This window comes from Sorangium sp. So ce1335, assembly GCF_051521615.1.
Taxonomy (GTDB): Bacteria; Myxococcota_A; Polyangia; order Polyangiales; family Polyangiaceae; genus Sorangium.
Genome location: NZ_CP150363.1, coordinates 1,209,156 through 1,232,517, shown reverse-complemented (window position 1 = coordinate 1,232,517; position 23,362 = coordinate 1,209,156). Strand labels below are relative to the sequence as shown.

14 protein-coding genes are annotated in these 23,362 nt (G+C 71.4%); 8 read left to right on the top strand and 6 right to left on the bottom strand.

Going from position 1 to position 23,362, the window contains the following annotated elements:
* Nucleotides 1-145: 145 nt before the first annotated feature.
* The 4 genes from WMF24_RS04465 to trmB form a co-directional block, all read right to left on the bottom strand.
* Complete coding sequence (locus WMF24_RS04465) at nucleotides 146-1,684, bottom strand: right-handed parallel beta-helix repeat-containing protein (protein WP_437735098.1); 1,539 nt, start codon at nucleotides 1,682-1,684, stop codon at nucleotides 146-148.
* A 385-nt stretch (nucleotides 1,685-2,069) separates the two neighbouring features.
* Complete coding sequence (locus WMF24_RS04460) at nucleotides 2,070-2,987, bottom strand: DMT family transporter (protein ID WP_437735097.1); 918 nt, start codon at nucleotides 2,985-2,987, stop codon at nucleotides 2,070-2,072.
* 965 nt (nucleotides 2,988-3,952) lie between these two features.
* Nucleotides 3,953-4,927, bottom strand: a complete 975-nt coding sequence (locus tag WMF24_RS04455; RefSeq protein WP_437735096.1) for a quinone oxidoreductase family protein — start codon at nucleotides 4,925-4,927, stop codon at nucleotides 3,953-3,955.
* Nucleotides 4,928-4,989: 62 nt separating this feature from the next.
* Complete coding sequence (gene trmB / locus WMF24_RS04450) at nucleotides 4,990-5,709, bottom strand: tRNA (guanine(46)-N(7))-methyltransferase TrmB (protein ID WP_437735095.1); 720 nt, start codon at nucleotides 5,707-5,709, stop codon at nucleotides 4,990-4,992.
* 86 nt (nucleotides 5,710-5,795) lie between these two features.
* On the opposite strand from trmB, the gene WMF24_RS04445 reads away from it, so the two are divergent.
* Nucleotides 5,796-8,240 (top strand): hypothetical protein, encoded by a 2,445-nt coding sequence (locus WMF24_RS04445; RefSeq protein WP_437735094.1) that lies wholly within the window; start codon nucleotides 5,796-5,798, stop codon nucleotides 8,238-8,240.
* 94 nt (nucleotides 8,241-8,334) lie between these two features.
* On the opposite strand, the gene WMF24_RS04440 is transcribed toward WMF24_RS04445, so the two are convergent.
* Nucleotides 8,335-9,126, bottom strand: a complete 792-nt coding sequence (locus tag WMF24_RS04440) for an OmpA/MotB family protein (protein WP_437735093.1) — start codon at nucleotides 9,124-9,126, stop codon at nucleotides 8,335-8,337.
* A 188-nt stretch (nucleotides 9,127-9,314) separates the two neighbouring features.
* Between WMF24_RS04440 and WMF24_RS04435 the strand changes: the two genes are divergently transcribed.
* From WMF24_RS04435 to WMF24_RS04420, 4 genes are all read left to right on the top strand, one after another.
* The gene (locus WMF24_RS04435) at nucleotides 9,315-10,136 is read left to right on the top strand and encodes a DUF4339 domain-containing protein (RefSeq protein ID WP_437735092.1); all 822 of its coding nucleotides are present in this window, start codon (nucleotides 9,315-9,317) and stop codon (nucleotides 10,134-10,136) included.
* Between the two features lie 981 nt (nucleotides 10,137-11,117).
* The gene (locus tag WMF24_RS04430; protein WP_437735091.1) at nucleotides 11,118-12,569 is read left to right on the top strand and encodes a glucose/sorbosone family PQQ-dependent dehydrogenase; all 1,452 of its coding nucleotides are present in this window, start codon (nucleotides 11,118-11,120) and stop codon (nucleotides 12,567-12,569) included.
* A gap of 148 nt (nucleotides 12,570-12,717) precedes the next feature.
* Complete coding sequence (locus tag WMF24_RS04425) at nucleotides 12,718-14,124, top strand: endonuclease/exonuclease/phosphatase family protein (protein WP_437735090.1); 1,407 nt, start codon at nucleotides 12,718-12,720, stop codon at nucleotides 14,122-14,124.
* Between the two features lie 624 nt (nucleotides 14,125-14,748).
* Nucleotides 14,749-16,392, top strand: a complete 1,644-nt coding sequence (locus WMF24_RS04420; protein ID WP_437735089.1) for a vWA domain-containing protein — start codon at nucleotides 14,749-14,751, stop codon at nucleotides 16,390-16,392.
* A 43-nt stretch (nucleotides 16,393-16,435) separates the two neighbouring features.
* Here the strand turns inward: WMF24_RS04420 and WMF24_RS04415 are convergent, their stop codons facing one another.
* A complete protein-coding gene (locus tag WMF24_RS04415) occupies nucleotides 16,436-17,077 on the bottom strand; it encodes a mannan-binding lectin (RefSeq protein WP_437735088.1) in 642 nt (213 codons plus the stop codon).
* 491 nt (nucleotides 17,078-17,568) lie between these two features.
* On the opposite strand from WMF24_RS04415, the gene WMF24_RS04410 reads away from it, so the two are divergent.
* The 3 genes from WMF24_RS04410 (at nucleotide 17,569) to WMF24_RS04400 (ending at nucleotide 23,268) form a co-directional block, all read left to right on the top strand.
* A complete protein-coding gene (locus WMF24_RS04410) occupies nucleotides 17,569-19,455 on the top strand; it encodes a sigma 54-interacting transcriptional regulator (RefSeq protein ID WP_437735087.1) in 1,887 nt (628 codons plus the stop codon).
* Nucleotides 19,456-19,588: 133 nt separating this feature from the next.
* A complete protein-coding gene (locus WMF24_RS04405; RefSeq protein WP_437738762.1) occupies nucleotides 19,589-21,544 on the top strand; it encodes a protein kinase domain-containing protein in 1,956 nt (651 codons plus the stop codon).
* 8 nt (nucleotides 21,545-21,552) lie between these two features.
* Complete coding sequence (locus WMF24_RS04400) at nucleotides 21,553-23,268, top strand: ATP-binding protein (protein WP_437735086.1); 1,716 nt, start codon at nucleotides 21,553-21,555, stop codon at nucleotides 23,266-23,268.
* The last annotated feature ends 94 nt before the right edge of the window (nucleotides 23,269-23,362 follow it).

Sequence of the window (23,362 nt, the reverse complement as noted above, 5' to 3'; positions counted from 1 at the left end):
TTCTATGGTTGCGAGCCGCTTTACGAGGCGCGGACCGCCGCGGCGGGCGGGCCGGCGACGCGCTCGTCCCCGGCCTGCGCGGCGGTCCTGGCGCCGGGCGCAGGGCCGCGCGCGATGCGTGGCCGCGCGTCCGTCGCTGTCAAGGTCACAGCCCGAATGCGCCGATCGTGAGCTTCGGGCCGTCGTTGCGCGGCCTGGCATCCATGTGGGGCGCATACTGGTGCTCGACCGCCGGGAGGCCGTCGAGCGAAGCCCCGGCGCCAACGAGCGGACCGCCGGTGGCCGGGACGAAATCGTGGTCTTCCGCCGAGACGAACGCCGGATCGAGGCCGATGATCGAGCTGTCGAGGCCCTCCACCTTCCCGAGCAGCCGCGCGCCGGGCACCGGGTCGAACGCCGTCCAGCCCTTCATGATCCAGTTTCCGGCGAGGCGGAGCGTCCCGGCGGCCACGTTGTCGCGGTCCCCGAGGAAGGTGATCGCGCGGATGGACGTGGGCTCCTGGCTGCTCGCGAACACGTTGTTCCGGGCGTCGATCCGCTCGTCGTTGGTGGACGCCTCGAACACCGCGGAGCGCTCGTAGTCCTGGTACGTCGTGTTGTCGACGAAGACGGTGTTGGCGAAGAAGTGGAGCGTGCCCTTCCTGTAATACTCGGTCTGCCCGCTGTCCCCGCCGTAATGGACCATCGAGGGCCCGTAGCCGGTGCGCAGGAGCACGTTGCCGTAAATGAAGGTCTCGTGGAACGACGGCATGCCGACCGAGTCGGTCGCCTCCTGCGCGTCCACGAGGTCGATCAGGTGGGCGCCATCCTCGATCCAGTTGTACCGGATCACGACGCCGGCCGAGCGCTCCTTGATGTTGTTGCCCTGTCCGTTGCGCGTGGGGCCGAAGCGGTTGAACTGGTAAATGACGTTCGACGCCTCGTTGTAGACGTTGTGCTCGTTGTAATCGGTCGGGCTGCCGTTGTCGTGGACGTAGTTCGACTCGATGAGCACGTCCGTCGTGCGGATCTCCGCGCCGCCCGTGCCGATGAAGAGGCCGTTGGCGTTCTCGTGTACGTCGCAGCCGCGGATCGTCACGTGCTCTCCGCGCTCGACGAAGATGCCGGCGGCGTTGCGCGCGTAGGGCGTCACCGCGCCCGCCTTGTCGGTGAAGCGGTGGGGCGGAGACGCGTTCCTTATCTCGAGCCCCTCGATGGTGATGTGGCTGGGCTGGAGATCGTACGGGTCGTCGTGCTTGTGCCCGATGACGACGAGCCCCCGCACCTGGTGGCCGTCGAACGGGAAATCGAGCTCGGGCCGGGTGGTGGCGCCCTCGCCGTCGATCACCGGCAGCTCGCCGCCCGGCCCCCGGACGCCGCAGAGGCGGATCGGCTGCTCCGCCGTCCCCTGCCCTCCGAGCATGATCTTCTCGTGGTACGCCTCGGGGCGCCAGAAGATGCGCACGGTGTCGCCGGCGACGAGCGACTCGAGCGGCACATCGCCGATCGCCTCGAACTCCTTGCCGGGGCCGACCTGGTAATCCCTGCCGCTCCCGACGTGGGTACACTCGGATAGCACGGGTGGTCTGCTGACGGGCCCGGGGAGCGGCGCCGCCCCATCGGGGAACGGCGCGGCGCCTCCAGGCGTCGTTTCGATGTCGCCGATCTCGCCGTTGCAGCCCACGACGAGGAGCAACCCCGTCAACAAAGCTCGAGCTCTCACAGAGGCGTCCTCCTCATAAATTGTAAAGCTCCACTGAATTTTTACACCGTCAAAGCTTCACTGGAATTTTACACGCAGAGACGCGCGCCCTTCGCGGTGAGGCAAGATGACACGCCGACACCGGTTGTCATGCGAGCGGACGCCGCGGTGATGGCGAATTCTTGATCAGGTGGGAGGATGTGGCGCACGGGCTTCGTCGAGCGCGCTGCCCGCTCGTGGCCTGGATCGTGCGGAGAAGGTCAGTCCGCGGCGTAGCGCGCGCGATGCAAGGGCGCGATGGCGTCCATCCGTCACCGTCGGGCGCCGGCGATCGCGCCCGAGGAACGCGGGGAGGCATCCACCGACGAGCCGCGCGGGAGACGCCGCATCACGCGCTGCCGGACGACGGGGTCGCGGCGCCCTTCGGGGCGCTCTGGCTGATGAGGACGCCGCCGAGGACGAGGCAAGAGGCGGCGTACTGGCCGGGGGTGAGCTGCTCGCCGAGGAAGACGCGCCCCACGAAGAGGGAGAAGACCGGAATGAGGTTGATGAGGGGCGCCGCGTGGACCGCGGGCACCTTGCTCAGCGCGTAATTGTAGAGGGCGTAGGCGCCCAGCGACACGAACACGCCGAGGTAGAGCACCGCCTGAAGCGGCCTGTTGGCGAGGGACAGATCGGAGAGGCGCGGGCCGGCCGTGATCAGCATGAGGGGCAGGAAGAAGAAGGCGCCGACGAGCGCCTGCACCGCGGTCAAGAAGAGCGGCGGATAACGCGGGGCGAGCCGCCTGCTCGAGATCGTGTATCCGGTGGCGAAGGCCACGGCGACGAGCTCGAGGAAGTTGCCCAGCGCGGGGTTGGGCGCGAGCCCGGTGGCCTGTCCCGCGGCCGAGAGCCAGAGCGCTCCGACGATGCAGACGACGAACCCTGGGAGCACGCGTGGGGCCAGCGTTTCCTTCAGGATGAGCCGCGCGGAGAGGGCGATGAGGAGCGGCATCATGGCCACGATCATGCCGGCCTGCGAGGCGCTCGTCTTCGTGAGCGCCCACGCCTCGAAGACGAAGTAGAGGCACGGCTCGAACAGCGCGAGCAGCAGCAGCCTCCACCAGTCGCCAGGGCGGTAGAGCCGGCGGACGCCCCTGAGCTCGCGGAGCAGGAAGACGAAGCAGGCGCTCGCCACGGCCATGCGGCCGAAGTTCATGGCCATGGGCGAGAAGGCGAGCAATGCGTACTTCTGGGCGGCGAACGAGGAGCCCCAGAGGACCATCGACAGGATCAGGGCGGCGCGGGGTAACCAGGCGGGGCGCATGCGAGGTCCGGAGTTCTCGTTTTCCCGGAGCGTCAAGAGGCGGGAGACACGAGGAGGCGCCTCCGGGGGCACGAAGCTACCCTGGCGGAGGGTGAAGGGCACGTCCTGGCGCCTGTGGCGAGACGTCTGGCCACCGGACGGCCAGACGTCTGACCATGGACGGCCAGACGTCTGACCACGGACGGTCAGACGTCTGACCACGGACATCCCGACGTCTGGATGTCCGTGGCTCCCTGGCGCGCACGGCCCTGCCGGCGCGCGGTTGAGATCGCACCGGGACGCGCGCGCTCGCCGCGCGCCGTACCTCCGCGAGCAGCCGCGCGAGCTCCTCGACCAGGTGATGGAGCGCGGAGAGCTGGACCTTGCCGCGGACCATGCGGTCCCACTCCCTCTCATGGTGAGGGAAGAGCAGGCCGATCCGGAAATGAAGGCCATACGCACGCGCTGCCAGGGCGGACGCTCCATCTCCCGTGCGCTCCTCCCCACGATGGGACGTTCCCGGCCACACGCGCAGCCCATCTGCCGACAGAGGTGCGGAGGTGCAGAAAATGCCCCGGTCGCTGGGTTGCCCCGGCAACACCTCGAGACCACCGCAGCTCGCGACTTACGCGCATCACAATCATCTCGTTTCGAAAAAAATCGACGAGGGCCCCCTTTCGTCTTTGCCGACACGAGCACCACGAATTCACGCTTCGATCGTCACCGCAGGATTCCGGCGCACCTGCGCATTCCCACCATGGAATCGCGGAGATACAATCTGGCCACAGCGATCGACGTCTGCTTAAGATACCTCGCGATGTCGACGAGCGTACGGATCCTGTCGGCTTGGGGCCACAGATCGTGGTGAGGCTTCGTCGTGGAGACGAAGCAGCGGTGCCGGCCGCGATGCGGCGTCCGCCAGCAAACCGTCAGATCATATCACGGAGAGTGCGCCGGCGGCGCCGCTCCCGCGCAGCGCCGCCAGGTCAGTCCACCCGCAGGGCGAGCTTGCCGAGGTAGTGGCCGCCGAGCGCGCGGTGGGCCTCGGCCGCCTCGGCGAGGGGGAACGTGCGGGCGATGTGGACATCGAACGGGCCGCGCTCGATGAGGCGATTCAGCCGCGCGATGATCTCCGCGTCCGGCTCGCCGTTGTAGCTGCGGCACACGACGGCCGGGCGGCCCTCGGGCTCGGGCTGGACGCCGCCCGGATGCGCCACACGCCCGCCATCGCGCACGGCGCCGAGCGCCCGCTCGGCCGCCTCGCCCCCGGCGGTGAGCAGGACAGCGTCGAGCCCGCCGGGCGCGAACGCACGGGCGGCCGCCAGCACGTCGTCCTTGCGGCCGTCGACGGCCGCATCGGCGCCCAGCCGCTCGACCAGCGCGACGCCGTCGGCGCCCGAGGCCACCGCGAGCACCCGGGCGCCCATCCGCCGGGCGAGCTGCACCGCCATGTGCCCGACGCCGCCGCTCGCTCCGAAGATCATCACCGACTCGCCCGGCTTCAGGGCCAGCGTGTCGTCCAGACCGCGCAGCGCGGTGATCCCGACCCCACCCATCACCCCCGCCTGTTCTACCGTGAGCGCGCCAGGGATCGACGCGACAAGGTCGGCGCTCACCGCGACGTACTCGGCGTAAAATCCGCCGCTGGGGTTGAGGAAGCCAAGGGCGTACACCCGGTCGCCCTCGCGGAAGCGGCCGACTTGCTCGCCCACCGCGGCGACCCTCCCCGCGCCCTCGGAGCCGAGCACATACGGAAACCGCGGCTCGCGCCCGAGCATCCGCGCATATCCCCCCTCGCGTTCGAACGGATCCCACTCGCCAACGCCCGCGACCTCGACGCGAAGCAGGACATCGCCCGGCCCGAGGGCCGGCACGGGGAGCGTCCGGAGCGCGAGCGCCTCGGGACCGCCGAACCGGTCGAGCGCAATGGCCTGCATCGTGCTCCGGATCGGTTGTTTCATGGCTGACCTCCTGACCGGGCGGCCTGTCCCGCGTGCTTCGTCAGGCCACCGCGCGAGCAAGCCTATCCGTTGTCCGGCGGCGCGCCAGTGTCCGGCGGCGCGCCAGTGTCCGGCGGCGCACCAGTGTCCGGCGGCGCGCCGCCGGCGCGCGGGCGGCGCCGGTAGAGCAGCCGGTTCACGGGCAGCCCGTCGGCGATCGCGTGGTGCTCGCGGGGGCTCCGGGCGCCGTAGGGGTTCTCGCCGAGGTGCGGCGAGCCGGGGGCGTCGCCGGCGGGCTCGAACGCGGCGTGCGCGCCGATCTGCTCGGCGTACAGCGCGGCGCGCTCCTCGACGTCGGTCTGGACGAAGAGCTCGCCGCCGTCCACGAGCAGGCGCGCGAGGCTGTCGAGGAGCGCCGGGCCCATCACGAGGCGCTTCGTGTGGCGCTTCTTCCACCACGGATCCGGGAAGTGCAGGAAGAACCGGGAGATCGAGGCGTCGGGCCGGAGCCGCGCGAGCGCCTCGCGGGCGTCGGCGTTGAGCGCCCGCACGCGGCCGCCGAGCCCGCCTTTGCGCAGGCGCTCGTCGACGATGGCCGACCACTTCAGGCGGATCTCCAGCCCGAGCAGCCGCGCCTCGGGGCTCGCCGCGGCGCGCTCGAAGAGGAAGCCGCCGCGGCCGGGGCCGATCTCGATCTCGACGGGACCGGCGCCGGGGAGCAGGTCGTCGATGGACACGTCGTCGCCGTCGGGGAAGCGAGGCGCGTCGGCGTAGGGGTGGTTCGGGCGCGGCTGGAAGACCATGGAGCCCCGGCGCTCTACCAAATGCCGGCCGTCCACGCGCGGGAAATCGGGGCCCCCGGGCGGGGTGGTGGTATTCGTCGGGCGCCATGGCGGAAGGTGATCACGGCGCAGCGCATCCAGCGTCGCAGCCCGGCGACGCGGGCGCTGGCGGCGCGGCCCCTGCGGCAGCGCGCTCCAGCGCCGCAGGTCTGGCGGCCGCGCCCTCCGCGGCGGCGCCCTCCGCGCCGCCCGCCGCGGCGGCGCCCTCCGCGCCGCCCGCCGCGGCCGCGCCCTCCGCGCCGCCCGCCCCGGTCGCGCCCTCCGCGCCGCCCGCCCCGGTCGCGCCCGCCGTGCCGCCCGCTCCGGTCGCGCCCGCGCCCTCCCCTGCTGCCCCCTCGCCGCTGCGCGCCCTCGCCGCGCGCGCCGCCCCCTACGCGCCCGCGCTCGTCGCCAGCGGCGCCCTCGGCGCGCTGTGCATCCGGGCGGTCCTCGCGCAGGCGGGGAACCCGGCCGTGCCGCTCGACGACGCGTTCATCCACATGCAGTACGCCCGCCGGCTCGCGGAGGGGGGCTTCTTCAGCTTCGTCGCCGGCGAGGGGTACTCGACCGGCGCCACCAGCTTTCTCTGGCCCGTGCTGCTCGCCCCCTTCCACGCGCTCGGGCTGCGCGACCTCTCGCTCATCCACGCCGTGTGGGCGCTCGGGCTCGTGTTCCACGCGGCGCTCGCCGTCGAGACCGCGCGCCTCGCGCGACCCCTCGCCGGCCCCGCGGCCGCCGCCGGCGCGGGCGCGATGTGCGCCGGGTTCGCGGCGTTCGCCTGGTTCGCCTGGAGCGGGATGGAGACGGTCGCGTTCGCCTGGATCCTCACCCGCACGGCCCGCCTCGCCGCCACCCTCTGCGAGCCCGCACCGCCGGAGCCCGCCGGCGACAGCGCCGCCCCCGCGCAGCCGACCCCCGCCGCCGTCGCCCGCGCCCTCGCCGTCGCCGGCTTCGCTGCGCCCCTGTTCCGCCCCGAGGGCGCGCTCGCCTCCTTGCTCGCCGCGCTCGCGCTCGCCACCTCGGCGCCGCGCCCGGCGCCCCCCGCCGCGGCCGATCCGTCGCGCCCGCCGCTCCGCGCCCGAGCGGCCGCCTCCCGCCTCCTCGCCGGGCGCCTGCTCGCCGTCGTCCCGCTCCTCGGCCCGTTCGTCGTCCCCGCGCTGAACCAGCTCCTCGCGGGCCACGCGACCTCGTCGACGACCGCCGTCAAATGGCTGATCGGCAACCCCAGCTACGACGGCCCGACGCTGCGGGCGGCCATCCTCGACAACCTCCGGCTGCTCGTCACCGACGTGCTCGACGGCGGCCAGTGGACGGCCGTCTTCCTCCCCGAGGGCTCCGCCGCCGTCATCGCCCTCGGCGCCGTCGCGCTCTTCGTGGCGGCGCACCGCAGGCGCCGCCCCGTGCACGCCGCCGTCGTCGTCGCCCTCGCGCTCGGCGCGGCGCTGCCCTGCACCTACCTGAGCTTCCTCTGGAACCGCGTGCGCTACGTCTGGCCGTTCGCCCCGGCGTGGATCGTCATGGCCGCGTGCCTCGCGCGCGAGCTCGGCGACGCCGCCCGGCGGCTCCGGCGCCCGATCCACCACGTGACGCCGCTCCTCGCGGGCGCTTTCGCTGGCGCCCTCGCCGCGCGGCTCCCGTGGGCCATCGACGACCTCGCCAACTCCGCGCGCGCCATCGATCGGCAGCAGGTCCGGCTCGGCCGCTGGGCCGCGCAGCACCTGCCCGAGGACGCCAGGATCGGCGTGAACGACACCGGCGCGCTCGCCTACGTCAGCGGCCGCAAGACCTTCGACGTCGTGGGCCTGACGACCGAGGGCGAGGCGCGCTACTGGGTCGCGGGCGCGGGCTCCAGGTTCGAGCACTACGAGAAGCTGCCCCCGGAACGACGGCCGACGCACTTCATCGTCTACCCGCACTGGATGGCGTGCCCGCCGGTGCTCGGCCGCGAGCTCACGGCGGCCACCGTCGAGGACCAGGCGATCCTCGGCGGCACCACCATGGTGGCCTACGAGGCGCGCTGGGACCTCCTCGGCTCCGGGGCGCTGCCCGTGCGGGCCGTGCCCGGCGAGCGGATCCTCGACGAGCTCGACGTCTCGGACCTCGAGTCCGAGGCCGCCCACGCCTACGCGCTCGAGCCGCTCGCGGACCTTCGCAACGCGGCCATCGCGCTCGAGGCGCCCGAGAGCAGCGCGCCCGGAGAGCCCGACCCCACGCGGCCGGAGATCGCCGACGGCGGGCGGTACCACCGGACCGCCGACCGCTTCGTCGTCCACCTCGTCGCGCCCGCGTCCGAGGCGCGCCTCGTGCTCCGCGTCGCCGCGGACGAGCGCGCCGAGCTCGCGGTCTCCGTGGCAGGCGAGGAGGTCGGGACCGTCGATGTGCCAGGCGGCCCCTGGGTCGAGCGCGCGCTGCCCCTGCCCGTCGCGCGCCTCTCGGGCCCGACCCCGATCGCGATCACCCTGCGGCGCGGCGCCGGATTCCACGCCTTCCATTACTGGATCACCGGGCGGTGACGCCGGGCGCCGCGCGGCTCCGCACCCCGCAGGCGCGGGCCGCGCGGCGCTGAATCGGTTCATCCTGCGCGCGCGTCGAGCGCCCGCGCGGCTCTCACTTCTGCGCGGGAGACGCGCCCGGCAGCGCGATCGAGATCTCGACACGCCCCGCCGGCAGCTTCGTCTCCCCGAGCGCGGCGGCCGCGGGGTCGTGCTCGGCGTGCCCGACCGCCGACAGCCGGGCCCCCGCCACCGCGCACTTGTCCTGGAGGGTCTGCGCCACGGTCGCCGCCCGGACCGCGGAGAGCTCCCACGGCGTCGGATAGGCGGCGTGCAAGGCCGGCGGCACCGAGTCCGGAGGACCGCTGACCGCGCCGACGCGCAGCGGCGCCTGGCCGGCGATCGAGGACAGCGCGCCCGATACCTGGCACAGGAGGCCCTGGCCCTGCGGGCTCACGTCGACCGTGCTGGGGAGGAACACCGCGCTCTCGGAGAGCGCGACGAACACGTGGCCGTCCGCGGCCGCGATCGCGGCGACCCCTTTCTTGATCTGCTTGTCCAGCTTCCCCGCAAGATCGGTCTTCAGCTGCTCGACCCGCTCGACCCCCGATCGCTTCGCGGCCGCCGCCTGCTGCCGCTCGGCTTCGAGCCTGTCGACCTCGGCGGCCTTCGCCTGGAGCTCACCGCGCACCTGGCTCAGTGTCTGTTCGAGCTCTCGGCCTTTCTCGTTGGACCGCTGCTGCTCCTGAATCAGGAGCATGTGCGCGCGGCGCAGCGGAACGTAATAGGCCGCCACGAACGTCGCGCCCCCGATGATGAGGAGCGCCGGCACCACCCGGATCCAGCGCGAGAAGCTGGAGGGTCCAGCGCTGTTGCCGGCCGCGATCCCCTCACCCCTCGTGCTCATGAACGCCTCCATGCTCCGCCCCGCCGCGGGCGAGAATACCTACCTGGCGAGGATCTCGCCAGCGCAACGGATCGCGCGTCAGGCGCTGCAAAAATCCGTACCTCCTCGAAAGACCGGCGCGTCTCATGTCGGTGTGTACAGGTGCGCTCGTGTCGTGGCATCCTCCGCCTCGCAAGGGAGGACTTTGTATGAAACCGCCGCCCCTTCCGGCCAGGCGCGCTGCGCCGCCCGTTCCGGCGACCGATGAGCGCGAGACGCTCTGGCACGTCGCGATCGCGCCAGACGACATCAAGGTGCTCACGTTGGACAAGCTCGACGATCTGTTCCGCCTCGACCTCATCGACGAGTCGACGAAGATCTGGCGGCCCGGAATGGCGACCTGGCAGCCGCTCGGCATCGTGGCCGGCCTCGAGCCGGAGACGCCGGAGCCGCCGCGGGCCCCGGGTCGGCCGGGGGCCGGTCGGCCGGGCCCGGTGATCCCGCGGGCCATGGATTCCGATGATCCGACGCCCGTCGTGACGAGCCTGTCAGCCTCCGCGCTGCTCGGACCGGTGGACAGCTTCACGAACATCGTGACGCGGACCGAGGTGGCCGCCCCGCCGGCGGCGGTGCTCGCGGCGTCCCGGCCCACCCCGCCGCCGCCGCAGCCGCAGATGCTGGCGACGATGGTGCTGCCGGACGCCCTGACGCCGGCGCCGCAGAGGATGGCGCCGCTGGCGCTGCCGGACGTGATGGCGCCGGCGCCGCAGGTGCTGCCGACGTCGCAGCACGACACGATCAGGACGGGGCCGCGCGCGCGCGGCACCGGGCGCGCGCAGCGCGTGACGGTGGCGCTGTCGATCGTGGCGGGGCTGACGTTGACGCTCTACCGCAACGACGTCCTCCTCGACGCCGCGCGCTCCGCGGGGCGGGAGAACGAGTATCAGCGGATCGAGTCCGTGATCGGCGGGCCCGGCTTCGGGACCCCGCGCTCGCTGGAGAAGCTCGGCCTGTCGGAGAAGGCGCGGTAGCCGAGGAGGCGCCGCGCCTCCCCTGCCCCGCCGCCCGCGACCGCGGCCCCCCCCGGGCCGGTCGCGCCGCGCCCCGTGCCCGCTGGTCTGGCCCCATCCCATGCTCGCGCCGCCGCCGGCAAGCGCTGCCAGCGTGGGTGACGGCTGCCTCGCGGACCTCGCGTCATGGACACGCCTGGCCACCTTGCGCCGGCGCGGGGCACGCTCGATTCGCGAGATGGCCCACGGCGCTCACCACGCCTCGGCAACAGCCCCTCTCGCGTTCCCCGCCTGAGCTCCCGGGAAGAGGAGACGCTCGGAGACGTCCGGGAAGAGGAGACGCTCGGAGATGTCCTGTTCTCCTCGACTGCCACGGCGAGCTCACCTTGACATCCCGGATTCGCCTCGCCGTTCGCGCCAGCGCGATCGCAGCCCCGCCGCCGGCGTCCCGGTGGCGCAGAATAAGCGCGCCCTGACGACATGCTGCTCCGTCAAGCGCCACGCGCCGATCGACTCCAGGGCGCGGCGCTCAAGCGCACGAGTGTCACGCGACAGATCGCGAGCGGCGCAGCTTCGCGTGGCCGGCCTTTTGCGTGGACCGCGGCCGCCCAACGCGCCTGGCTGCCCGCGCCTGACGCGCGGGCATGACGCGGGAGCAACTCGGTCATGACGCTTGGCGGCTTGTCCCAGTCGCCGCAACGCCCGTGCCAGAGCGGTTGATACTTCGCTGCTTTCTTGCGGTGTCATTCGTGCTGCGACGCAGATTAAACTTGACAGCACGGGGGTCGCGGGCGCTTGCTATAGTTAAGACCTTACCCTAACCGGAACACGCCTTACCGGGAGCCGTGTGGTCCCTGGTTTCACGTTGAAGCTCTTCCATGTAGTCCGCCGCGCCCTTGGCGGCAGGATTCGGGCAGCGCCATTGCCTGAAAGAAGCAGAGAGGTAGTTCTATGTCTTCACTCATCTCACGCGGTTCAACCGTCACCCTTGCTCAGGTTGGTTTGCTCACCGCGGCTTCGTGGAGTCTCATCGGATGCGGCCATGCGGGGGATCTGGACGCTCCGATCGAAGCCGACGGCCAGGCCGTCGTCGTCGGCGAGCCCGGTGGCGGCGGCGGGGAGGCCCCCGCGGAAGCCACCTTCGCCTCGCGCGAGATCACGAGGAACCTCGCGTACCCGATGCGGATCGTCTGGGGACCGGACGACCACCTGTGGTTGACCGAGCGCACGGCAAAGCGGGTCGTGCGCGTGCGGCCGGAGGACGGCCTGCTGAAGCCCGCGATCACGATCACGGAGGCGTTCCAGTCGGGTGGACAGGACGGCGTGCTGGGCCTGGCCCTCCACCCGGACATGTTCAAGGGCATGGGGAGAGACTACGTGTACGTCTCGTACACCTACGACATCGATCCCGGCGAGGGCGTGGAACGCAGGACGAAGATCCGCCGCTACACGTACGACCCGGCGACCGAGACGCTGGGGAACCCGTTCGATGTCATCACGGGCCTTCCGGGGAGCGACGATCACAACTCGGCGCGGATCCTGATCGGCCCCGATTACAGGATCTATTACACCATCGGGGATCAGGGCAACAACCAGTTCGGCAGGAAGTGCCTCCCGATCCGCGCGCAGGAGCTGCCCACGGCGGCCCAGGTCGCGGCGCAGGACTGGCAGACGTACCAGGGCAAGATCCTGCGCATGAACCTCGACGGCTCGATCCCGAAGGACAACCCGGTGATCGACGGGGTCCGCAGCCATGTGTATTCCTACGGACACCGCAACCCGCAGGGCCTCACGTTCGGCCGGGGAAACAAGCTCTACGCGAACGAGCACGGGCCGAAGACCGACGACGAGCTGAACTTCATCGAGCCCGGCACGAACTACGGCTGGCCCCACGTCGCGGGCTACCAGGACGACCAGGCCTACACGTACGACAACTGGTCGGCCTCGAGCCCGGACTCCTGCGAGTCGCTCCCCTGGAACGACTTCGGGGCCCCTCCCTCCGTCCCGCAGCAGGAGGAGAGCGCGTTCAGCCAGCCCTTCAAGGAGCCGATCCAAACCTTCTTCACCGTCCCCGACGACTACAATTTCTTCGATTGGTCGTGCGGGTTCCTCCAGTACATCTGCTGGCCGACGATCGCGCCCTCCTCGCTCCACTACTACCCCGCCGGGCACGGCATCCCGGGGTGGGACAACACGCTCCTGATGACGGCGCTCAAGAAGGGCGCGCTGTACCAGGTGAAGCTGAGCGCGAACGGGAAGTCGGTGGTCGGCGAGCCGATCGTCCAGCTCCAGACGACGAACCGCTACCGCGACCTCGCGATGAGCCCCGACCGCAAGACGCTCTACATCATCACGGACACGGCCGGGAACACGAGCGGACCGACCGGCGGCGCCACGACTGCGCTGGAGAACCCGGGGGCCATCCTCGAGTTCAAGTACACCGGCTCGCCCTGAGCCGGCCGCGCGGCGCAGGACCTGCGTCGAGCCGGCGCAGGTCCGCGACCGCCGGTGACAGCGCCCGGCCCGCCAGGGTATCTGTGGGCGCCGACGATCGTGCCTGGCGGGCGCTCATGGCCCGTGGCGCGACCTCGTCCATGCTGTCATGAAGCAACAAGGAAAGGTCCGGTGCAACGAGATGCGCGTGTCGTCTTCCATCGCCGTGGGGCGCAGGATCCTGCGATGGGCATTGCTGCTGTCCGCGCTCTCCGGAGCGGCGTGCCGATCCGACCCGCCGCCGGCGGGCGAGGAGGGCCTGGCGTCCTCGACATCCTCCGGCGCAGGAGGCGGCGGGCAGGGAGGCGCTGAGGAGGGAGGCGGCGGCCATGCCGGGGGCGAGGGCGGCCGTGGCGGCGCCGGGGGCGACGGCGGCATCGGCGGCGAGGGCGGCGCAGGCGGCATCGGCGGCGCCGGGGGCGCTGGCGGCATCGGCGGCGCGGGTGGCGCTGGTGGCGCTGGCGGCGAGGGAGGCGTCGGCGGCAGCGGTGGCCACGGCGGTGGCGAGGGCGTCGGCGGCGCCGGTGGTCACGGCGGTGGCGAGGGCGTCGGCGGCAACGGTGGCGAGGGCGGCGCCGGGGGCGGTGGTCACGGCGGTGGCGACATCGGTGCCGGCGGCGGCCAAGGCGGCGCCGGCGGCCAGGGCGGCGGTGACGGCGAGGGCGGCGCCGGGGGCGACGGCGGCGGCGACGGCGAGACGCCCCCGACGGTGCGCCTCCGGCTCATGGCCGCGAACCTCACGAGCGGCAATCGCCAGAGCTACGACCCCGGCCACGGCCAGCGCATCATGCAGGGCATCGGACCGGATATCGTCCTGATGCAGGAGTTCAACTACGGCAACAACGGCGCGGACCAGCTCCGCGCCTTCGTGGACGACACCTTCGGCACCTCGTTCAGCTACTACATCGAGGAGGGCGCGCAGATCCCGAACGGGATCATCAGCCGCTATCCGATCCTCGAGGCCGGCGAGTGGGACGACGGCGAGGTGGGCAACCGCGATTTCGCCTGGGCGCGCATCGACATCCCCGGCCCGATCGACCTCTGGGCCGTCAGCGTCCACTTCCTCACCCGAAGCGCGAGCACGCGCGAGGCCGAGGCGCGGCAGCTCGTCGCGACCCTCCAGGACATCGTCCCCGAGGGCGACTACCTGGTCGTCGGCGGCGACTTCAACACAAACGAGCGGAGCGAGCCGTGCATCACGACGCTCGCGGAGGTCGTCGTCACGTCCGGGCCCTACCCCGCCGACAGGAACGGAGACACGGACACGAACGCCGGCCGGAACAGGCCGTACGACTGGGTGCTCGTCGACGACGATCTGGAGCCGCTCGAGACCGCCGTCGTGATCGGCGAGAGTCGCTTCCCCGACGGCCTCGTGGCGGACACGCGCGTCTACGCGCCCATCGAGGAGCTCAGCCCGGCCCTCGCGACGGACAGCGGCGCCACCTCGATGCAGCACATGGGCGTCGTTCGCGACTTCCTCGTGCCGGCCGACCAGGCGGCGGCCGGGGCGCCGTGACGTGGGCGTACCGGAGGCACGCGTGAGCAGGACTCGCGTCCCCCAGGGACGATGATTGCTCGGTGAACACGGCCCAGGCGGCGTTCCTGGCGCACCGATCGCCTGTATCCGCAGGTTCACGCCGCCTGCCAGATGACACGACGGGTGCCCGCCCGTTTACAGGTCTGCCTGCGAAATGACACGACGCGACCCCCGTCAGGCCGCGCCGGGCTCCACGCCGTGAGCGTGCGCCGGCCCCCCTCTCCGGCGCGTCGCCCGCGACCATCGCACACTGGCACACACGAAGCCACACCGAGCCATACTGAGCGTCCATCGCGGCACAATTCAGCGTCCAGCGCCGGGAATGATTCACGATTTGCGTGGCATCCCCGGTGCGAGGGCGGGCCGCTCGTGGAGGTGTTCATGGCACAGTTTCAGCGTAGGGCGCTTGCGCTCATCGTCCCGGCTTCTCTGTCGATCGCCTGCTCCTCGTCGAGCGGCACGCCACCGCCGCACGAGCCGCTCCTTCTTGGCGAGGCGCCGGCGGCGATCTGCGGCGGCGGCGCGACCCGCGAGGGGGACGGCACCGGCGGCCGCCCCGGAATAGGCGGCATCGGCGCGGGCACGGGCTCGTCGGGCGCCAGCGTGGGGACGGGCTCGTCGGGCGCCGGCGTGGGGCCCAACGGCGACACGAGCGAGCCCGGCGCGGGAGGGAGCGCGGGCGGCGCCGGCGTCGGGGGCAGCGGCGCCGGCGTCGGGGGCAGCGGCGCCGGCGGCAGCGGCGCCGGCGGCGAGAGCGGGTGCGGCGAAGGCGGCGCCGGCGGGACCGGCGGCGGCGCCGGCGGAGGGTGCGGCGACGAGGGCAGCGGCGGCGCGGCCGCCGGCGGCGGAGCGACGACGGACGCGGGAGCCCGCAGCTCCGGGGAAGCCGGGCCCCGGCTCACGCCGCAGGCCAGCGGCGCCTCGTGCGCGGGGGTCGACCTGGCGACGCCGCTCACGCTCTACCTCTCGTCCGACGACTCCAACTCGATGGCCTCCCCGGTCATCGTCCGCCGTCAGATCGAGATGGGCGCGGCCGAGGTCGCCCCGTATGTCGTCCGGACGCACGAGTTCCTCAACTACTACCGCTACTCGTTCGCTCCGGCCGAAGCGGGAGAGCTCTCTATCGTGTCGCAGCTCGGCTCCTGCGTGCTCACGGGCGACCTGGCGCTCCAGATCGCGGTGCAGTCGAGCCCCGCGCCCGCCCAGCGCAAGCCCATGACGATCACGCTCGTGCTCGACACCTCAGGCTCGATGTCGGGCACGCCGATGGAGCTCGAGAGGTCGGCCATCCGGGCGATCGCGTCGGCGCTCGTCGAGGGCGATATCGTGAACGCCGTCACGTGGAACACCGGGCAGAGCGCCGTGCTCGCGGGCCACGTCGTCTCGGGCCCGGACGACCCCATCCTGCTCGATCTCGCGAGCTCGATCGACGCCGACGGCGGCACCGATCTGAACAGCGGCCTCGCGGCGGGCTACGCGCTCGCCAACGCGCACAGGAGCGAGGGCGGCATCAACCGCGTCGTGCTGATCAGCGATGGACAGGCGAACGCCGGGGTGACCGAGGAGCAGCTCATCGGCGAGAACGCCGAGGACGCGGACGGAGAGGGCATCTACCTCGTCGGCGTCGGCGTCGGCGACGGCGTGAACGACACCCTCATGGACGTCGTCACCGACGCCGGCCGCGGCGCGTATGTCTATCTCGACAGCGCCGACGAGGCGAAGCGCGTGTTCGTCGACCGGTTCGACGAGACCCTGCTGGTCGCCGCGCGCGACGTGCGCATCGAGCTGACGCTCCCGCCGTACTTCGCGATCCAGAAGTTCTACGGTGAGGAATACTCGCCCGATCCGGCCAAGGTGCGCACGCAGCACCTCGCCCCGAACGACTCGATGATGCTGTATCAGATCCTCCGCCCGTGCGACCCGTCGCTGCCGAGCGCGAACGACCCCTACCGGGTCCGCGTCACCTGGCGCGACGCGGAGACCGGCGAGGCCAGGGAGGCCGTGCAGCAAACCACGCTGGGCGGGCTCGGGATCGACGACGGCAACCTCACGAAGGCGGCGGCGATCGTCGCGTATGCCGAGGCCCTCAAGCAGCTCGTCGAGCTCGACGCCGCCGGGCGCGCGGCCGCGCTCACGGCCGCCCGCGAGACGGTCCTCGCCGCGAACGCGGGCGGCGCAGACGCGGATCTCGTCGAGATCGCCGCGACCCTTCAGAAGATGATCGAGAACCAGGCATCGAGCCCCTGAGCGCCCCGCTGACGTCGCGACCGCCCAGCGGCTCGTCGCGAGCTCAGGGCGCGCAAGCGCAGCCGCAGACCGACATCTCGCCCCAGACCGTCGTCGTCCACTCCCCATCCCAGGCGCGGGTATCGCCGCAGGCGGCCGCGCATTTGCCGGCCGCGTCGCCGTTGTTCCAGATGGGCCCGGCCTCCAGCGACACCCTGGCCGGCGGCGCATAGGCGCATTCGCAGACGGACATCTCGCCCCAGACCGTCGTCCACCATTGCCCGTTCCACGCCGTGGCGCTGTCGAACCCAGCACAGGTATCGGGACACTTGGTCTGGGCATCGATGTTGCTCCAGATGGGCCCTGCCTCCACGACCGCGGGAGGGCGCGGGCTGCATTCGCAGACCGACATCTCGCCCGAGACCGTCGTCCACCACTGTCCACCCCAGTCCATGTTCTGGGCGTCGCAGACGCCTGTGCACTTTGTCGGGGCGTCGGCGTTGCTCCAGATGGGGCCGGCCTCGAGCGCGAGGTTCTCGGCGACGCAGGCAGGGCTGAGCGCCTGCGGGGCATCGTTGACGATCTCGTCGCCGGAGATCGCTTCTCCAGGGTCGCCTTCGCCCGACGGCGCGCTGCAGCCCGCGATCAGCATGATGCCGAGCGCGCTGGAAGTGAGGAATGAGGTGATGACGCGTTGGATGTTCATGGTCGCCTCCCGGATTGGTTGCTCAGGTCGATGCGTTGGACGCGTTGTTCGCGGCCCGCGTGATGGTCGACTGTGATTGCAGCCTGCGTGCCAGCAGGGTGCTCCGGGATCCGGGCGCTCGGCCGGGCGGATCAGCCGATCGAATGGGGGCAGCGCGTGGCCGGTTCGGGCGCGCGCTGCGACCGCCGATACCGCCTCGGCAAGACATTGCCCGCAAGAGATCGCCGTCGGGCAGCGCCCCGGCAAGACATTGCCGGCGGGGGCTCGTCTTCCCACCTGCTGTTCGCCCGCGTCGCGGCTCGACCGGCACGTCAGCGGGCCGGAGCTCCCAGGTCTCGGCCGGCCGCGCATCGGTAAAATTTCGCCCCCAAGGGACTGCCGCGCGCGGTGGCCTGGCAGGGAGCGGGCGGGGGACGCCTCCGCGGATCAGCCCGGTAGTGCCCCTTGGAGCGGTCGTACGAGCCTGATATAGAGACCTGCGAGGGTAGTACATGCGGTCGAGCAAATCGGTCCAGGACGACGCAGGAAAGACCTGGACGATGGATGAGGAGGCGACCGCTGCGTTGCAGCAGAGCGCGGCGCTGCGCATCGCGCTCGTGTGGCGCCACGACGGAAGGACGGAGAGACGTTTTCTCTCGCCGGACACGCCGCTTGTCGTGGGGCGCGCCCTCCCTGCATCGCTCTGCATCGACGATCGTACCCTGTCGCGGGAGCACGCCAGCTTTCTCCTCTCCAGCGGGCGGGTGTGGGTCGATGACCTGGGATCCAAGAACGGAACATTCCTCGATGGCCGCCGCGTCTCGCGCGCCGGGATCTCGATCGGCGATGAGGTCGTGCTCGGCAGCGTCGCGCTGCAGGTGCAGGCGCTCGGCGCCCGGGGAGACTCGCTCGATCTCGAGGGAGAGGAGAGGCTCCTGCGCCGCGTGGAGGACGAGCTCACGCGCGCCCGACACTTTCGCCGCCCGTTCGCCGTCCTCCACGTGCGCGTCGGCGCGGCGGTCACGGACGAGGGCTGGCTCAGGGCCGTGCGCGCCTGCCTCCAGCCGGTGCACCGCGTGGCGCTCTATGGCACGTGTGCTGCCCAGGTGCTGCTGCCCGAGACCGGCGCCGAGGAGGCGAGCCAGGTCGCCCAGGCCATCGCCGCCGCCCCCATCGGCGCTGACGCGCGGTTGCTCGTCGGCGTCGCCCTCTATCCGGGCGGCGGCAGCACCGCGGACGAGCTCTTCGCGGGCGCGCGCGAGGCCGCCCGCCGCGCCTCGCCCGAGCGCCCGGTGGCGCACGGCCCGGCCGCGGCCACGGTGCTCGCGCGGGAGGAGCCGGCCGACGGGGGGATCATCGCCGGCCAGCAGATGCGCGCGCTGCTCGAGACGGTGAGGCGCGTGGCGGCCTCGCGCATTCCGGTCATCCTGCACGGCGAGACGGGGACGGGCAAAGAGGTCCTCGCGCGGATGATCCACGAGATCGGGCCGCGCAACGGGCGGCGCATGGTGCGCGTCAACTGCGGGGCGATCCCGAAGGATCTCGTCGAGAGCACCCTCTTCGGCCACGAGCGCGGCGCCTTCACCGGCGCCCTCCAGCAGCAGAAGGGCGTATTCGAAGAGGCCGACGGCGGCACGGTGTTCCTGGACGAGATCGGCGAGCTGCCCGCGGCCGCGCAGGCCGCGCTGCTCCGCGTGCTCGAGGTGGGGGCGTTCAGCCGCGTGGGATCGAGCCGCGAGATCGAGGTCGACGTGCGCGTCGTCGCGGCGACGCACCGGGATCTGGAGTCGATGGCCGCGTCGGGCGCGTTCCGGGCCGATCTGTATTATCGGCTGGGCGGCGTCGTGCTCGACATCCCGCCGCTGCGCGACCGAAGGGACGAGATCGAGCCGCTCGCGCGGCACTTCCTGCGCACGGCCAGCGACGCCAACGGTCACCGCGTCGAGGGCATCGCCCGGGAGGCGCTTGCGCTGCTCGGCGCGTACGCGTGGCCCGGCAACGTGCGCGAGCTGCGCAACGTGATCGAGCGGGCGGTCGTGGTGGCGCGCGGGGCGATCGTCGATACGGCGGACCTGCCGCCGCGGGTGCGCGCGGCGGAGCGCGCGCAAGACGCGGACCGCGCTCCGGCCGCGCAGCGCGCCTCGGACCGTGACCGAATCGCCTCCTCGCCCGACCCGGTGGCACGGTGGTCGGCGCCCTCTGCGCCCGAGGAGGCGGCCGCGGAAGGTGGGGCACCGGCCCGCGGGATGGTCCAGCAATACGAGGCCAGGCTCCTCCACAGCACGCTCGAGGCCGCGGGCTGGAACCGGGCCGAGGCGGCGCGGCGGCTCGGGATGCCGGTGCGGACCCTGTCGTACCGCATGAAGGTCCTGGGCGTGAAGCGGCCCTCTTCTTGCTAATTCTCCCGACGGACGAGGCTGAGATGCTGCCGACGAGCTCCCGCGCTTCGAGCGCGAACCGGTCGCCCAGAACATGGGCTTTGCCGTACGGCGGTCAGACCGCCCGAGTCGTGACGACGGGATCGCGATGACCATGTCGAACCGCACGATCGCGCGGAAATACACGCTGACGCGCCAGATCGGACACGGCGGGATGGGCGTCATCTGGGAGGCCTTCGACGAGGTGCTCCGGCGTGCCGTGGCGCTCAAGGTGATGACGCCCGAGCACGTCACGTCCGACACCGCGCGACGCCGCTTCCAGCGCGAGGCGACGGCGATCGCTCGGCTCCGGAACGAGCACATCGTACAGATACACGACTACGGCATCGACGAGGATTGCCCTTATATCGTGATGGAGCTCCTCGAAGGGGAGGACCTCGAGAACAGGCTCAACCGCGAGCGGCAGCTCTCGCCGTCGGCCACGCTCTCTTTGCTCCGGCAGATCGCCATTGGCCTCCAGGCGGCGAACTCGGCGGGGATCGTCCACCGCGATCTCAAGCCGGCGAACGTCTTCATGGCCCGGAAGGAGCCCGGTGAATGCGTGAAGCTCCTCGATTTCGGCGTGGTGTGGACGTTCTTCGAGGGAGCGGACGAATCGCAGCAGAGATCGAGCGGCAGGGCGATCGGAACACCGGCGTACATGAGCCCCGAGCAGGTGCGCGCGGTCGAGCCGGATCATCGGAGCGATCTCTGGTCGCTCGGCGTCATCGCTTACCGGGCGCTCACGGGCCGGCTCCCCTTCGCGGCGCGCGGGATCGGCGAGCTGCTCATCAGCATCTGCACCGATCCGTTTCCGCCGCCGTCGAGCCTCGCCCCCGGCCTGCAGCCCGGCTTTGACGGCTTCTTCCAGCGCGCGCTGGCGAAGGACCCAGCGCAGCGGTTCCAGTCCGCGCGCGAGCTCGTCGCGGCGTTCGCGGCCGTGATCGAGGCCAGCAGCGGCCCGACCAAGATCCTCGTCGCCGACGATGAGCCGGACGTGACGCTCATGATGAAGCTGCAGTTCCGGCAGAAGATCCGGGACGGGATCTACGAGTTCATCTTCGCTGGCAACGGCGAGGCCGCCCTCCACGAGCTCCGGCGCCACCCCGACGTCGACGTCATCTTGACCGACATCAAGATGCCCGTGATGGATGGGCTCACGTTCCTCGGGCGCGTCCCGGAGGTGAACCCGTTCGCGAAGACGGTGATGGTGTCCGCTTATGGCGACATGGTCAACATCCGTAGCGCGATGAACCAGGGTGCGTTCGATTTCCTGCTCAAGCCGATCCATTGTACCGATCTCGAGGCGACCATCGACAAGACCGCAAGGCATGTCGCGGAGCTGCGGAGGAACGCCCGTTCGGACGAGGAAAACAAGGTCCTCCGGCAGTTCACGAGCGCCGCGGTCGTCGAGCGCATCCGGGAGATGGGCCCCGCGATCGCGCTCGCGAGCGAGGCGGTCATGGCCACAGTGGCGTTCATCGACATCTTCCAGTTCACACAGGTCACGAAGGAGAGGCCGCCCGGCGAGGCCATGCGGCTGCTCAGGGCCAATTTCGAGGTGATCGTCCCGGAGCTCATGGCGAAGGGGGGTGTCGTGGACAAGTATCTCGGCGACGCGGTGATGGCGGTGTTCCAGGGGCCGGATCACCTGCCCCGGGCGCTCAGCGCGTGCGCGATCGTCCGCGCGCAGATGGCCGCGGTGGCGCGCCGAGCCGGCGAGAGCTCGCCCTACACGCAGGGGATATGCATCGGCCTCTCCACGGGGCAGGTCCTCTCCGGCAGCGTCGGATCTCAGGCGTACGGCCGGCTCGACTACACCGTGCTCGGCGAGGCGGTCAACACCGCCGCGCACCTCGCCAGGGCGGCGCGGCCCGGGGAGATCCTCGTCGATGCGCCGGTCCGTGAGGCCGCGCGGGCGCTCTTCGACTTCGAGGAGGTCGGCGGGAGGTGCCTCGTGCCGGGGGGCTCTCCCGTGAACGTGTTCAACGTGGTACGGCGCAGCGCGGCCGCCCTCCTCTCGGACGGCGAGCCGACCGTGGCCATCGCCACGACAACCACCATGCGATAGGTCGAGCTGTGCCGACGCTCATCTACAACCCCGGTGCGCCTGACGAGCAGGTCTTCGTCCTCGGAGACGCCGCCGTCACCATCGGCCGCGCCGAAGATCAGGCGATCTGCATCCCGCACAGGAGCCTGTCGCGGAGCCAGGCGCGGATAGAGAAATCCGAGGGCAGGTTCTTCATCGTCGACCTGCAGAGCAAGAATGGAACGTTCGTCAACGGCATGCGGGTCCAGCGCAAGGCGATCCGGAGCGGCGACACGATCACGCTCGGGGACCTGGACCTGCTCTTCACGGCGGACGCCGATACCTCGTCGGAGCCATTGCTCCGACCGCAGGCGATCCGACCCCTGACGCACACATCGATCGGTAAGCTCGTGGGCGACACGAGGCCCGGCGGCAGGCCGAGCGCGGAGGACCGGCTGCAGATCCTGATCGAGGTCGCCAAGCTGCTCCCGGTCTCCGACGACATCGACACCCTGCTCCACAAGGTCCTCGATCTGATCTTCCAGATCCTCAACGTGGACCGCGGCGTCATCCTGCTCATCAACGAGGCGACGGGCCGGCTCGAGCGGCGCGCCGTGAAGACGGCGCACGCCGCGCCGCACGATGAGCCGATCTACAGCCAGAACATCGTCGACTACGTGCTCCGCAACAGCGTGGCGGCGCTCTTCGCCGATGCCGTCCTCGACCCGCGCCTCGAGGCGGCGCGCTCCGTCGTCGCCCAGTCGATCCGCGCCTCGATGTGCGTTCCGCTGAAGCCCAAGGACGACGTGATCGGCGTGCTTTACGTGGACAACCTCCACGCGGCGCACATCTTCACCGAGCCGGATCTGGAGTTCCTCGTCGCGTTCGCGAGCCAGGCGGCCGTCGCCGTTCAGAACGCCTCGCTGTACCGGCGGCTCGAGCGCGAGACGGTGGAGCGCATGCAGCTCGTGCTGGACGCGAAGCTCGCGTCGCTCAGCGGCGTCGTGGCGGGGATCGCGCACGAGATCCGCAATCCGTTGAATTTCATGAACAATTTCGCGGAGATCGCCGCCGGGGTGGCCCAGGAGCTGAGCGAGGAGCTACGCGCGCAAGGGGTCCGGCTCGACGCTGGAGCGCTCGCGCAGCTCGAGGAGAACCTGGCCCACCTGCGCGACAGCATGGCCCGGATCACCGAGCATGGCCGGCGCGCGGACGCGATCATCAAGGGGATGCTCCAGCACGCCCGGCGCCCGTCGGGCGAGCGCGCGCCGGCCGACCTGAACGCGGTCGTCGGCGAGAGCGTGCGGCTCGCGCGCGCGGGGGCTCAGGGCGGTGATCTCGATGTGCGCGTCGTCGAGGCGTACGATCCAGCGATCGGCCCGCTGGAGATGGCGAGGCTCGACATGGGGCGGGTGTTCGTCAACGTCGTCGCCAACGCGCTCTATGCGATGCGACAGAAGAAGCTCAAGCGCGGCGACGGCTACGCGCCGGAGCTCGTCGTCCGCACGGCGGACCGGGGCGATCACGTCGAGGTGCGCATCCGCGACAACGGGACGGGGATCCCGGAGAAGGTCGCGGCGCGGATGTTCGAGCCGTTCTTCACGACGAAGCCGCCCGGGGACGGGACGGGGCTCGGGCTGTCCTTGAGCCGGGAGATCGTGGTGCAGGGGCACCAGGGGACGATGCGGGTGGAGAGCGTGGAGGGGGAGTATGCGGAGTTTGTGATCACGCTGCCGAAGCCGGTCTGCACGCCTGCCCGAAGATGACCTGGAGCGACAAACGGGTTGAGACTGCGTGAAAAGCGCAGAATTTCGAACCGCCGAGGTGCAGAAGACGCCGAGAACAGAGAACTATAGTCGC